General features: G+C 41.1%; 14 protein-coding genes. 5 read left to right on the top strand and 9 right to left on the bottom strand.

Going from position 1 to position 12,578, the window contains the following annotated elements; all coding sequences use genetic code 11:
* The first annotated feature begins 82 nt into the window (after positions 1–82).
* The 3 genes from QT711_RS13990 (at position 83) to QT711_RS13980 (ending at position 3,533) form a co-directional block, all read left to right on the top strand.
* Positions 83–1,630, top strand: a complete 1,548-nt coding sequence (locus QT711_RS13990; RefSeq protein ID WP_317945229.1) for a malate:quinone oxidoreductase — start codon at positions 83–85, stop codon at positions 1,628–1,630.
* A gap of 110 nt (positions 1,631–1,740) precedes the next feature.
* Positions 1,741–2,271 (top strand): sigma-70 family RNA polymerase sigma factor, encoded by a 531-nt coding sequence (locus QT711_RS13985; RefSeq protein WP_317945228.1) that lies wholly within the window; start codon positions 1,741–1,743, stop codon positions 2,269–2,271.
* Complete coding sequence (locus QT711_RS13980) at positions 2,268–3,533, top strand: DUF4179 domain-containing protein (protein ID WP_317945227.1); 1,266 nt, start codon at positions 2,268–2,270, stop codon at positions 3,531–3,533. The genes QT711_RS13985 and QT711_RS13980 overlap by 4 nt, the downstream gene beginning before the upstream one ends.
* Before the next feature lie 39 nt (positions 3,534–3,572).
* Here the strand turns inward: QT711_RS13980 and QT711_RS13975 are convergent, their stop codons facing one another.
* The 6 genes from QT711_RS13975 to QT711_RS13950 form a co-directional block, all read right to left on the bottom strand.
* The gene (locus QT711_RS13975; RefSeq protein ID WP_317945225.1) at positions 3,573–4,697 is read right to left on the bottom strand and encodes a DHHW family protein; all 1,125 of its coding nucleotides are present in this window, start codon (positions 4,695–4,697) and stop codon (positions 3,573–3,575) included.
* Positions 4,698–4,715: 18 nt separating this feature from the next.
* Positions 4,716–6,128, bottom strand: coding sequence for an MBOAT family O-acyltransferase (locus tag QT711_RS13970; RefSeq protein WP_317945223.1), 1,413 nt, complete (start codon positions 6,126–6,128; stop codon positions 4,716–4,718).
* Between the two features lie 173 nt (positions 6,129–6,301).
* A complete protein-coding gene (locus tag QT711_RS13965) occupies positions 6,302–6,865 on the bottom strand; it encodes a DUF4358 domain-containing protein (RefSeq protein WP_317945221.1) in 564 nt (187 codons plus the stop codon).
* A gap of 156 nt (positions 6,866–7,021) precedes the next feature.
* On the bottom strand, positions 7,022–7,555 hold the full coding sequence (locus QT711_RS13960) for an ECF transporter S component (RefSeq protein ID WP_317945219.1): 534 nt from the start codon (positions 7,553–7,555) through the stop codon (positions 7,022–7,024).
* A 227-nt stretch (positions 7,556–7,782) separates the two neighbouring features.
* Positions 7,783–7,935: a hypothetical protein gene (locus QT711_RS13955; protein WP_317945217.1), complete on the bottom strand. Its 153-nt coding sequence runs from the start codon at positions 7,933–7,935 to the stop codon at positions 7,783–7,785.
* Between the two features lie 111 nt (positions 7,936–8,046).
* Complete coding sequence (locus tag QT711_RS13950) at positions 8,047–8,631, bottom strand: LysE family transporter (RefSeq protein ID WP_317945215.1); 585 nt, start codon at positions 8,629–8,631, stop codon at positions 8,047–8,049.
* 111 nt (positions 8,632–8,742) lie between these two features.
* On the opposite strand from QT711_RS13950, the gene QT711_RS13945 reads away from it, so the two are divergent.
* Positions 8,743–9,297, top strand: a complete 555-nt coding sequence (locus QT711_RS13945; RefSeq protein ID WP_317945213.1) for a helix-turn-helix domain-containing protein — start codon at positions 8,743–8,745, stop codon at positions 9,295–9,297.
* 179 nt (positions 9,298–9,476) lie between these two features.
* On the opposite strand, the gene QT711_RS13940 is transcribed toward QT711_RS13945, so the two are convergent.
* The 3 genes from QT711_RS13940 to QT711_RS13930 all read right to left on the bottom strand — a co-directional run bounded on the left by QT711_RS13940 (position 9,477) and on the right by QT711_RS13930 (position 11,032).
* Complete coding sequence (locus QT711_RS13940; RefSeq protein WP_317945211.1) at positions 9,477–10,004, bottom strand: VC0807 family protein; 528 nt, start codon at positions 10,002–10,004, stop codon at positions 9,477–9,479.
* Complete coding sequence (locus tag QT711_RS13935; protein WP_317945209.1) at positions 10,001–10,735, bottom strand: MerR family transcriptional regulator; 735 nt, start codon at positions 10,733–10,735, stop codon at positions 10,001–10,003. Before QT711_RS13935 ends, QT711_RS13940 begins: the two co-directional genes overlap by 4 nt.
* A 147-nt stretch (positions 10,736–10,882) precedes the next feature.
* Positions 10,883–11,032: a hypothetical protein gene (locus QT711_RS13930; RefSeq protein ID WP_317945207.1), complete on the bottom strand. Its 150-nt coding sequence runs from the start codon at positions 11,030–11,032 to the stop codon at positions 10,883–10,885.
* 244 nt (positions 11,033–11,276) lie between these two features.
* Between QT711_RS13930 and splB the strand changes: the two genes are divergently transcribed.
* Positions 11,277–12,305 carry a spore photoproduct lyase gene (gene splB / locus QT711_RS13925; protein WP_317945205.1) on the top strand — a complete coding sequence of 343 codons (1,029 nt, stop codon included), beginning with the start codon at positions 11,277–11,279 and terminating at the stop codon, positions 12,303–12,305.
* Positions 12,306–12,578 lie beyond the last annotated feature (273 nt).

Raw genomic sequence — 12,578 nt, 5'->3', positions numbered from 1 at the left:
GATGTGAAATCTTGGATAGGGATTTCCTATACAGGAGCGCCTGCATCCTTTCTGCAAATTCAACAATATAAGGATGGTATATATGAGTAACGGAGAAACTAAAACAGATGTCATCTTGATTGGTGCCGGAATCATGAGTGCCACTTTAGGGACACTTCTGAAAGAATTAGTACCGGAATGGAATATTACAGTTTTTGAGAAGCTCGAAAATGCAGGTGAGGAAAGTTCGAACGAGTGGAATAACGCAGGTACCGGGCATGCGGCTCTATGCGAGCTCAATTACACGGTAGAAAAGCCGGATGGAACAGTGGATATTAGCAAAGCGATTAAAATCAATGAACAGTTCCAGCTATCTATGCAGTTCTGGTCTTATCTTGTGAAAAACAACTTGATCAGCAACCCGGAAGATTTCATCATGCCATTGCCACACATGAGTATGGTGCAAGGGCAAGATAACGTATCATTTTTAAAGAAGCGATTTGAAGCGATGACGCAAAATCCGCTCTTTAAAGGGATGGAGTATTCAGAAGATCCACAGAAGCTCATGGAATGGATTCCGCTTATCCTGGAAGGACGTACATCGAAAGAACCGATTGCAGCAACGAAGATCGATACAGGGACAGATGTCAATTTTGGTGCGCTCACACGCATTCTGTTCGATCATTTGAAAACGAAAAATGTTGAACTTAAATACAAACATACGGTTGATAATATAAAACGTACGCCGGATGGTTCTTGGGAGCTGAAAGTACGCAATGATAAAGGAGTCACTGAATCCCATAAAGCGAAGTTCGTTTTCATTGGGGGTGGTGGCGGAAGCCTTCATTTATTGCAAAAAACAGGTATTCCTGAAAGTAAGCATATCGGAGGGTTCCCGGTCAGCGGAATTTTCATGGTATGTAACAATCCGGAAGTCGTTGAGCAACACCACGCGAAAGTGTATGGAAAAGCAAAAGTAGGAGCGCCACCAATGTCGGTGCCACACTTGGATACGCGTTTCATTGACAATAAAAAATCCTTGCTGTTTGGACCGTTTGCAGGCTTCTCACCAAAGTTCTTGAAAACAGGCTCCAACATGGATCTCATCACGTCGGTCAAGCCGAATAACGTCTTTACGATGTTGGCTGCCGGTGCAAAAGAAATGGCGTTGACGAAGTATCTGATTGAACAGGTCATGCTATCAAAAGAAAAGCGTATGGAAGAATTACGTGAATTCATTCCGAACGCAAAAATCGAAGACTGGGATCTTGTAGTTGCTGGCCAACGTGTACAAGTTATTAAAGACACGGAAGCGGGCAAAGGAACATTGCAATTCGGTACAGAAGTAATCAGTTCTTCTGACGGTTCAATTGCAGCATTACTAGGGGCTTCACCAGGTGCATCGACTGCGGTTCACGTTATGCTCGAAGTGTTCAAGAAATGCTTCCCGCAACGTATGAACGAATGGGAACCGAAATTGAAAGAAATCATTCCTTCTTACGGTAAATCGCTAGCGGACAATCCAGAACTATTGGAAGAAGTGCACCGCTTTACTGCAGAAGCACTCTCTTTAAACGAGCAACCGGCAGTAGTAGAAGTGGAAACAGACCCTGAAGTTGTCGTTGAAGGCAAAGTAGAAAACGAAGAATAAGTACATTTTAAGAAACCGAGGACAGTCATTTAAACTGAACCTCGGTTTTTTGTTGGATGAAAATGAACTTTTTACATAGTAGATGACTCTTATAGGGGAGAGGTGAGGGTATGGGGTTTGTTCGTCTAGTGAAAAAAGCGAAAAAAGGAAGTAAAGAGGCATTGCTGCAACTGATTCATGAGCAGCAAGATGCGTATTATCGATTGGCTCTCACCTATATGAAAAATCCACACGACGCAATGGATGCAATGGAGGAAATGATTGTCAGTCTCTATCAATCCATTCACCAGTTACAAAAAGAGGAAGCCTTTTATAGTTGGAGCAAAACAATTCTCGTAAATCGGTGTAAGCAGATGTTGATGAAACGTGAAAAAGTCGTCTTGATGGGAGATGCAGAGGAGACATTTCATACAGGAAAGATACAGGATGTCATGCGGCAAAGTGAACAACGGATGGATTTGCAAGAGATGCTAGCTGTTGTAAACAGCGAACAAAAAGAAGCAATTGAATTGAAGTACTTTCATGATTTGGACTATGAAACGATCGCAAATATCACAAACGTTTCAATAGGGACTGTAAAGTCAAGGGTGTTTAATGGATTGAAGAAGATGCGCGAGCAATTTGGAGGTGATGGAGTTTGACGGAACTTGAAAAACGATTCGCAGAAGAAAAGGAGCGGTTACAAGAAGTGAAAGCACCCGCTGAGTTGGGAGATCGATTACGGTATGCATTGGAACAGACGCCCGTGCGAAGGAAGAGAACGATGCCAAAATGGATCGCCGTCGCTGTGGCCCTTCTCCTCGTTTCTGTTGTCAGCTACAACTATAATGCTTTCGCTTACTATGGAAAAAAGCTATTCGGTTTTGATGAAATAATGACAGGCACGTTGTCTCAACTAAATGAAGAAGGCCGGGGGCAGCCTGTCGATGGAAAGCTAACCTTTCAAGATGGCTCTACTTTAAAACTAGAAGGCATCCTGAGTGATGAAAACCAATTTATACTTTATTACACGATTACCAATCCGGCTGGCGTCAATGCTAATCCAGACTACTATTTTACGGGGGTTACGGGTAGGTTGACTGACGCATCAATCGTGAGTTCCGTTGCTTCACTGAACGATGAAGGAACCGAGTTAAAGGGGATGCAAACGTTTGAACCAGTTAGTCCATTTGCGAAGAAGCTAACGGTTCATCTTACCGAAAATCAAAAAATGGGAAATGTTCGAGACATGGCAATTACGTTCCCGTATAACCCGAATGCTGCGATGGAAACGGTTATGAAACAAGCAATCAACGGAAAAGTTCAAGTCGATCAAGGAACCATTTACTTTGATAAAATTATTGCTACACCGAGTAGAACGACAGTTACCGGAAAGTTGAAAGTTGCTAACTTCGATCGGTATCCGTCTGCATTAGAAGGCGTACAATTGATGGCTGACGGAAAAGTGATTGAATGGAGAGGAAGTGGCACGTCTACAGCACTTAATGGGCAATCATTTGAGATCCACTATGATGCTTTACCAGAAGAACTTGAGGAGTTGAAGGTCGTTGTCGATACGTTTGTCGGTTATACAGATGTAAACGAACTAATTCCTCTCGATGCTATAAATGATGAATCTCTGTTCCTTAACGAGAAAGAATTACTCATTAAGAAAGTGGAAAAAGCGTCAGATGGGATTTTTATAACGATTGCAACAGCAGAAGATGTCATGTTAAAAGGCGTATCTATTCAAGTGAATGACAAATTTACTCCGTTAAAAACAACAGTGAGACAAGATACGATCAATCGCTACAAGGAACGAATGTTGTTGTTTGAGGGAGATGAACTGCCAGACGCTTTGTACATCGAAGGTATGCATTACGAGAAAAAGTATGATGACAAGATAGATATTAAGGTGAAATGAAACAAACAGGCTGCCGCGTGATTGGGCATGCCTGTTTGTTTATTGACGGAGCCAAATGAGGTTCGGGTCGTTAGCAAATGTTGCAATGTTATACAGGACTAACACATCTTGAATACCTTCTTGCTCCATGTAACCGGCTAGGTCCTCGTGCGTATAACGTAAGTCAATCAGATGAATTTCCTCAAAGTGATTTGCTAAAAACGGCACGAGGGCATGTGCATAAGAATCCTTTACAACAAGTAGTTTACGACCGTTGTTGATGGATGAATGGACGATAGTTTTTCCATGATTACCGTTTAAGAACAATGCGTATTGGTCGCGCGTATTTAGCGAATCCCATTCGTATAACGAATCCATTGCGGGTGTATCATCTCCGAATTCAACGCTGTATGTCACATCAAACTTCGGTAAAAAGACATCAATTTCATCAGGTTTTGTCGTAAAGTCATTTGCTTTTGCATCATACGTACCGAAAAAGTCTTTGCTTACTGTTTGAATGGTGAAAGCATCTTTCGTATAGGGCTCAATCCCCATCGCTTGTGCTGCGGCTTGATAAGCGATGAAAGCGCCATTTGTTGTCCAATGGTGGTCGGTTTTATAGTAGATGGATTGGTCTTTTGCCTCTTCTAAAGGTCGGTAGACATCTACCCATTGAATCGACGTGTTCAATTGGTCACGTATGGCAGTAATGGCTGTTAGCTGATCAGCAGTGTACGCGTAGGTCGGTAGTTTCTCTGGATAGAGTGCAATAGACGTTGGAGCGACCATGACGTAGACAGTAGTGTTTTGCAGTTTATCTGCAAAGTCGTTAAGATGCTCGGTGTTTGCAATCAATTGTTGACCAGGTGCTGGAAATCGTTCGAACAAAAAGCCATCTTTTCCGAAATAAATGCCATTGTTTTCTTTTTTGAGCGCTACTTTTTCAGTTGCTGCTTTCAAGTCGGTCCAAAAATCTTTCATCACAAACTGATCACTTAAATACGTCTCGAATTCTTTTGTAAACTTGCCTGAGAGGAATGTATCCCATGAAAAGTCCGGGAATTGGGCGAGTACCCGATTCTCAGAGGCAGAAAATGCACGATCTTCCGTTGTCACGTGCAACAAAGAGATGCTGCCGATGAAAAGCAGAAATCCGATAATGAGTAGTCGATTGGTTGTTTTCACGTAGATCCTCCTTTTGCTCTAAAAACGGAAGTACAGAAACGGGTTATAACTGTCATTGACTAAGTAAGCGGTCGATAGAAATAAGATGATAACGAACGAGCTGATGGAAATGCTTGCAGATAAGTATGCAGGCAATATACGGCTGAGTCGTTCATTCATTCGCTTCAATAAAGGCGTTGACGCGATGACAGCTAGTAAAAGAAGCAAGCCGTTTGTACTTAGAAAATAGAGAAACTGCGTGTCGTAAAGCGGCTGATCGGCAATCCCGAACAGGACTTTTCCAAAGGCGAGTCCTTGTTCATGGTCTTCAAAAACGAAAAGTACCCAACCGAATAACACGATGGTCAGTAAATAAACGTGTTGGAAAATGGCAGGCAGTTTGTTCAAGACGCTTAGCCAACCTAACTTCTCAATGCCAATCAAAACCCCGAAATAGAGTCCCCATAAGACGAAATTCCAGCTCGCTCCATGCCATAACCCGGTAATTCCCCACACAATAAGTAAATTTCGGATTGTCGTCCATGTTCCTTTTCGACTGCCGCCTAGCGGGAAATAAACATAGTCCCGAAACCAGGAGCCGAGTGTCATATGCCAACGTCTCCAAAACTCTGTTACGCTTTTTGAGATGTACGGGTAATTAAAGTTTTCCGGGAAGTTGAACCCGAACATTTTGCCAAGCCCTCTTGCCATATCGGAGTAGCCACTAAAATCGAAAAAGATTTGGAATGAGAACGCCACGATGCCTAACCAAGCAGTGGATGTGGACAGCTGGTCAATGTCTTGCTGTTGGATTGTGAACCATAGCTCGCCAATCGTATTAGCAATGAGCACCTTTTTGCCGAGTCCGATAATGAACAATTTAACGCCATCTGCGAATTGGGCTAGTTGGAATGTCCGATTGGCAAGTTCCTTTTCAATTGTTTCGTATCGGACGATTGGACCCGCAATCAGTTGCGGGAACAACGATACGTATAAGGCTAGCGTAAGTGGATTTCGCTGTGGTTGCACTTTTCCCCGATAGACGTCAATGGAATACGACATTGTCTGAAACGTATAGAAAGAGATGCCAATTGGTAAAGGCAAGTCAAACGGCTGGATAGCAGAACCGAAAAAAGCGTTGACGTTCTCTACTAGAAAGTCCGCATATTTAAAAAAGGAAAGAATTCCAATGTTAACAAGTAAGGAAGAAACGAGTGCTGCCTTTGCGATTCCCGTACGTCGTATTCGGTATTTATGGATGAGAAGCCCATGAAAATAATCGACCGTCGCGGAAAAGATCATGAGTAAGATGTAAATCGGTTCGCCCCATGCATAAAAGAACAAACTGACTGCGAGCAACACAAGGTTTTTCATTTTCTTCGGACAGCTAAAATATAGAATCAGTGCGAGTGGAAGGAAAAAGAATAGGAACGTTAAACTGCTGAAAACCATGACAACATCTCCTGATATGTAAAAAGTGTCTCAGACTGCAAGCAGGTAATGACAGTCTGAGACGGGGTTGAGCTCTTCTCTTTGCGGAGCAAACACTCACTGCATTCGTGATAAGTAGCTTACAATGAATAGGGTAAGCATTGTTCATTTTTTGTAGTCTTTGATCCAATCGATTAGTTGAACTTGCTGTTAAAAGCCTCTTCAACTTTTTCAGGATTCGTGTACGTTACATACAGTAAGTACTTCCCTTTTGTTGTAATGATGTTCTCTTTTACTTTTTCATATTGCTCCGGCAAGTATTGCTTCCACGTTTGGTCTTGGTTTTCCAGTTCTTTTTCAAGTGAAGCTTTTAATGCTTCTACATCTGCTTCATCTTTTGCTTCCAATACGATCACTTCGTCAGCATTGACATTCATCATCGCCGCAATGACGAGGCCGTTCGCTAATTTTTCTTGGTCAACGTTCATTTTCTCAAGCCAGATTGCTACACCTGCATCATCCGTGGAAGCCGTCAAATCTGTTTCCATGTAATATGTAAGCTTGCCATCGACAAGTACTTCTTCCTCTACGCCACCATCTTCTTTCAAGTCTTTTGCGATTGCTTCTTTGATAGAAGTTGTCACTTCGTCAAAGGATACGTTCACTTCTTCCGGTTTTTCAGCATCGTTCTTTTGCGAACAACCTGCAGCAAGCACAAGTACGAGCGCAAATAATAGTACTACTTTCAATTTTCCCATGATGTGTTTCCTCCTGAAATCATTTGTTGTTACATGTCATTGGTCGTGTGAGGGTAGTGAAAGGTTACAGGGATTAAGTATTTTAGTTTGCAGGAATTCAGGAAAAATCTCTTCAGAATGAAAAAAGAGCACTTGATAAATAAGCGCTCTCTCTTTTTATTTGAAAAATGGAGTTTTCTTCAATAAGACACAGACGGGAAGTGCTATGAGTATTCCGACCACCGTTTGTACGAGATCACCTGGAATCGATGTGAGTGGAATGACCCAGCTTTTGAAAATAACGGCTTCCCACAAATAGTAACCTGCCATCATAAGCGGGGTAGAGGCGATGGTTGCTAATAAATTGAAGCGAAAGCTATTGCCGTTTCGTCCGTTCATCCAAGCAATCTTCCCTATAAGATACCCTTGAATCCCACGCGCGACAAAGCTAATTGGTGCCCAGATTGCATAACCAGAAACTAAATCGAACAATCCCATTCCGACCGCTCCGGCAATAGCCCCTTTTTTTGGACCAAATAATATAGAGACGATAAAAAGCATCGCTGTTCCAAGATGAACGAGCCCCCCGTTTACCGAAATCGGTAATTTGATATTTAGTAAAAGTGTAGCAACAAAGACAAGTGCAATGAGCATAGATGATAAAATCAAATCAAACGTCCGGGCGTTTGTAAGTGTAGTCGCTTTTTGCATAACCGCTGGCCTCCTCATATGTGAAAGTTGTTATGCTAACAGTACCAAACAACTGACACTAGCAAAAGTGCCAAATCACAACAAAACATAGAGGTCAGATGAAAGGGGACAGGGGCCAAAACAATTCTGAATTGTTTCGGTGCCTGTCCCCCGAAAAATTCTGAATTGTACCAGCTTGATAACTGTTAAATTCTAAAATTTTAGTTGCTTGCAGATGTTTAGCACATTTAACTGGGCACGTATTCTTCATTAGCGAAAGCTGAATTCGTTCGATTTTGGCGAATCGGTGATAACGGTCGGAGAATCGGTGATAAAGTGCCCAAAGTCGGTGATAACGTCGTTAGAATCGGTGATAACCAGTCCAAAATCGGTGATAACATATTGAAAGCTTTTGAATGGACCGTCGGCGAGCTGTTTTTATATCCCAGGAAATGAATGCAAGGTATAAATTCATGTTGAAAATGGACCTGGTACAAAGATTTTCTAAATACTTAACTCCAAATAATCGACAGCGCACTATAAACGAGTAAAACAGCCATCAGTATATTAAATGCCTTTCTGTAACGACGAATATAGTTTTCCAGAATCGATCCAAATAGACTCCAACAAAACGTACTCGCTACACCTACCATGCCAAGAAATAACGATGCAGTAATGTAGCTAAACAAAGACGTGTAATTCGGCAAAATGAAAGTAGAAACAACTGTGAGTCCATATAAAATTCCTTTTGGATTCACAAATTGCAAGAACATGCCGATGAGGAAAAGGTTTCTGTCATTTTTAGAAGTTTTACTTTCTCCATCTTTGCTCGTCAGAATTTTATAAGCCAAATACAGCATGTATCCAACGCCCAGAATTGTTAAAGGCAGTTGAATGGCTGGGAGAAGGTTGGTTAGAAAGAGATTAAATGAAATGCATGTTAAGGTGATAATAAAAAAGCCGAAACCAACGCCAAAAGAAAAGGTAGTCGTTTTCTTTAATCCGTACTGATTAGCAAAGGCCATCGCCATAATATTGTTCGGACCTGGTGTGAAGCTGGCAACAAAAACAAATAGTAAAAACGATAGATAGGACATGGTCACCCCTCCTTAATAGACGTTATAACGCTCGGTTTGTGTTTTATAACGTAATTCTTTATAGTGTACACAAAGAACGTTATATTGTACATAGGGAAGGAGTGATGATACATGGAGGAACTTCATCGGACGCTTGCAAGAAACTTAAAGGCTATTCGCGAGAAAGAAAAATTAAGTTTGGAAAAGGTCTCTGAGTTAAGTGGGGTAAGTAAAACGATGATTGGCCAGATTGAAAGAGGAGAGTCTAGCCCGACTCTTACGACCATTTGGAAAATCGCAAATGGTTTAAAGACGTCTTTTACAACTCTCATCAATGACCCTCAGCCTGAAGCGAAAGTTGTGTTGCGAGAAGAAATCCAACACTTGTCAGTCGACGACGGACGGTATCGGGTATATCCTACGTTTCCATTTCAGGATGAAACTCGCTTTGAGCTGTATTTTGTGGAGATTGAGACAGGAGGAAGAGTCGTTTCAGATCCACATAAAGAGGGTACTGAGGAATTCATAACAGTATTTGAAGGTGAAGTAACTATTTCTGTAAATGAAGAAGTGTATACAATAAAAAATGGGAATTCTATCCGATTTAAGGCAGACAGACCCCATATATATACAAACGAAGGAACTCGATTAGCGCGGATGAATATGACGATTTATTATCCAGCCTGATGAGTTTTCTATTAAACAGTAGACAGAGCCATCATGTGGAACTGTCTATTATTTATTTAGGCCTACCTTTGTAATGATGGGCGACTCCCACCAATGTGATTCTGTACATAGCGCTTCACAATGGAACCGATAAAGAAATAGCCAACAGTAATTAATCCACCGAAAACCCATCCACTTATTTATAAGTAAATCAACATTTTTCCATAACCCTCAACTCCATATGCATTTAATAGACAAGCTTTTAAGGAACTTTGAAAGATGCTCCGGAGACATAGTAAAGCGGTTAAAAGCTGATACCACATAAATATTCCCTTAGTTTTAAATAAAGATTTGCTATTTTCACGTGAATATCCCTGCAAATACATGAAGTCTACCGCAAAATAGAGCGCAAATGGTTTTTGAAATAAAACAGAAAGTCCAAAAACAACTGCATATCCGTATCCAAGAAAAACTTGATTCCACAGAAGTTGTTCTGCATTACCAGATACTAGATTGACAGTCGTGCTTAAAAATAGCGAAAAAATGATGAAAACACCTGCTATGTTAAATTGCCGTTCATTTATAAAACGATAGATTGTATAAATGAGTCCTGGAACGGTCGAAAGCAGCATCGCATAATAGTCTCCAAAAGGTTCGCGGCCATATTGCCAAAATAACAGTGGAAGTACTGTATAGAAGAGAATATCAAACAGTATTAATTTCTTCATAGCTCGTTAGCCTCTGTTTCATAATAATGTTGGATTGCTTGTTCAATAAACTTCACAAGTTCTTCTTCAAACTGGTAGAAGCCAACTGTCTTCTCATGTTGACTGGCTTGCCATACTTTATTGGCAAGTGTTGTATTTCCTTGATACATCTCGTCGACAAGTGAAAGCCATCGTTTTGCCAAGTCTTGAGCCATTGCAGAGGATGGATCGTTGTGTAAATTTGCACGAACGTCTTTGAGTAATGAAAGAGTAGCATCGGATTGATCGCCTAATCCACCTAAATTCGGAAGGTCAGTCAATGCTGCTACTTCTTCATCTGTGAATTGTTCTGCCCAAAGTGTTTTCATGGCGTCTTTACTGTTTGGAAACGTATAAAACGTCTCAAAGATGGAGGGCCAATCAGTATGTTGTTCAATTTCTGCAAGAGCTAATAATGATTGAATGGATTTTTCCATTGCCATCAATTGTTTCTTTTCCAATTCGATCATTTGCAAGCGCATTGTGAGTACATCTTTGACGTTCCACGTATTGTTAGATACCGCTAATTGTATTTCCGTTAGCGGTAGACCTAAGTTGCGCAAAGTTAATATATAGTGAAGTTTTGAAATGTCTTCATCGGTATAAAAGCGATGCCCGTGCGTGTTCTTTTTTGCAGGCAACAAACCAATTTCATCATAATAACGAAGCGTCCGAATAGAAATATTACTCATCGTAGCTACTTTACCAATCAAATGCATACTCTCCTCAACTCCTTATCCTACTCCCATTATAGAACCTACCGTAACGTAAGGGGCAACACTTATTTGAAAATAGAGAATAAAACAGGGGACAGGCACCAAAACAACTACATCGTAACAAACTGAAAATATTCTCACACTTTAATTTGAAGAATTCGATTGATTTTGGTGAATCGGTGATAAAGTGCTTCGAATCGGTGATAACGGTCGGAGAATCGGTGATAAAGTGCCCAAAGTCGGTGATAACGACGTTAGAATCGGTGATAACCAGTCCAAAATCGGTGATAACATATCGCAAGCTCATGAATGCGCCGCGAGTTACCCGTTTTATCTCCTATTAAATGGGTAGGCGGTGATAAACTTGTGTTAAGCGGTGATAACAGGACGACAAGCGGTGATAAACACACTCCAAGCGGTGATAACCATTTTGCGCATCATGCATTTAAAAGCCGTCATAATTTTATTTGTTTAAGGCAAGCTATGTAAAAAGGAAAAGGTGAGTGTATGGAGAAATGTGTAGTGGGCAGCGAACCATATGAATAAGCCGTTTGTACCACAGTTAGTGTATTTTGAGCCGAATGCACTTGATTATCCGCTGGGAAAAGAGTTAAAGGAAAAGTTTGAGAAGATGGGGATTGAAACACGTTTTACGACGTCGCATAACCAAATTCGGGATTTGCCTGGGGAGACGGATGCGCAAAAGTACAGGATTGCGAAGTCGACGTTAGTTGTTGGACTGCGTAAGACGTTAAAATTTGATACGTCAAAGCCTTCGGCGGAGTATGCCATTCCACTTGCGACGGGATGCATGGGGCATTGCCATTATTGTTATTTGCAAACGACGATGGGGACGAAACCGTATATCCGGACGTATGTAAACATAGAGGATATCTTTGAAGCGGCAGATCGATATATCGAAGAGCGTGCGCCGGAAATCACACGGTTTGAAGCAGCTTGTACATCTGATATTGTCGGAATCGACCATTTAACCCATTCATTAAAACGAGCGATTGAACATATTGGACAAACAGAATTAGGGAGACTTCGTTTTGTAACGAAATTTCACTTCGTTGACCATTTGCTCGATGCCAAACATAACGGCCATACGCGTTTTCGATTCAGTGTGAACGCCGATTATGTCATTAAAAATTTTGAACCAGGGACGTCGCCTTTAGCAAAACGCATCGCGGCGGCTGGGAAAGTGGCGAGAGCGGGCTATCCACTTGGTTTTATTGTTGCACCAATTTACCTTCATGACGGTTGGGAAGAGGGATATCGACACTTGTTCGAGAGACTGGATGAAGAATTGCCTGAGGATGTCCGTGAAGACATTACGTTTGAATTCATTCAACACCGGTTTACAAAGCCTGCCAAGCGGGTTATTGAAAAGAACTATCCAAAGACCAAGTTGGAATTGGATGAAGAAAAACGACGCTATAAATGGGGCAAGTATGGAATTGGTAAGTACATTTATCAAAAAAATGAAGAAGATGAAATAAAAGAACACATATTTGGCTATGTCGAAAAGTATTTCCCAAAAGCGAAAATCGAATACTTCACATAAAAAGGTGACAGGCACCCAAACAATTGCGAATTGTTCGGGTGCCTGTCACCTTCCACTAGCGTTGCATAGTTTACACTAAATACATTAAAATCTATATTTTTACATTATGGTACTCCGGTAAAATTTAAAAAAGGGAACAGGGGTCTACAGTTAAATCAGTTCCCTTTTTTTGTAATTTAATTTATTTAGCTTTGTTTTTCTTTGTTGCTTTTAACTTCTTCTCTTTTTTGATGAAATGTTGTTTATTTATCGGGTCGACAATGGCAGAGTCTT

The sequence above is a fragment of the Sporosarcina saromensis genome (assembly GCF_033253735.1).
Taxonomy (GTDB): domain Bacteria; phylum Bacillota; class Bacilli; order Bacillales_A; family Planococcaceae; genus Sporosarcina; species Sporosarcina saromensis.
The sequence above is the reverse complement of the archived record's forward strand: the minus strand, read 5'-3'. Positions and strand labels throughout refer to the sequence as shown.

Coding starts and splice junctions, on each gene's coding strand:
- QT711_RS13990 (WP_317945229.1), top strand. CDS start 83: ATGAGTAACGGAGAAACTAAAACAGATGTCATCTTGATTGGTGCCGGA.
- QT711_RS13985 (WP_317945228.1), top strand. CDS start 1,741: ATGGGGTTTGTTCGTCTAGTGAAAAAAGCGAAAAAAGGAAGTAAAGAG.
- QT711_RS13970 (WP_317945223.1), bottom strand. CDS start 6,128: ATGGTTTTCAGCAGTTTAACGTTCCTATTCTTTTTCCTTCCACTCGCA.
- QT711_RS13965 (WP_317945221.1), bottom strand. CDS start 6,865: ATGGGAAAATTGAAAGTAGTACTATTATTTGCGCTCGTACTTGTGCTT.
- QT711_RS13960 (WP_317945219.1), bottom strand. CDS start 7,555: ATGCAAAAAGCGACTACACTTACAAACGCCCGGACGTTTGATTTGATT.
- QT711_RS13955 (WP_317945217.1), bottom strand. CDS start 7,935: ATGTTATCACCGATTTTGGACTGGTTATCACCGATTCTAACGACGTTA.
- QT711_RS13950 (WP_317945215.1), bottom strand. CDS start 8,631: ATGTCCTATCTATCGTTTTTACTATTTGTTTTTGTTGCCAGCTTCACA.
- QT711_RS13945 (WP_317945213.1), top strand. CDS start 8,743: ATGGAGGAACTTCATCGGACGCTTGCAAGAAACTTAAAGGCTATTCGC.
- QT711_RS13940 (WP_317945211.1), bottom strand. CDS start 10,004: ATGAAGAAATTAATACTGTTTGATATTCTCTTCTATACAGTACTTCCA.
- QT711_RS13930 (WP_317945207.1), bottom strand. CDS start 11,032: ATGTTATCACCGATTTTGGACTGGTTATCACCGATTCTAACGTCGTTA.
- splB (WP_317945205.1), top strand. CDS start 11,277: ATGAATAAGCCGTTTGTACCACAGTTAGTGTATTTTGAGCCGAATGCA.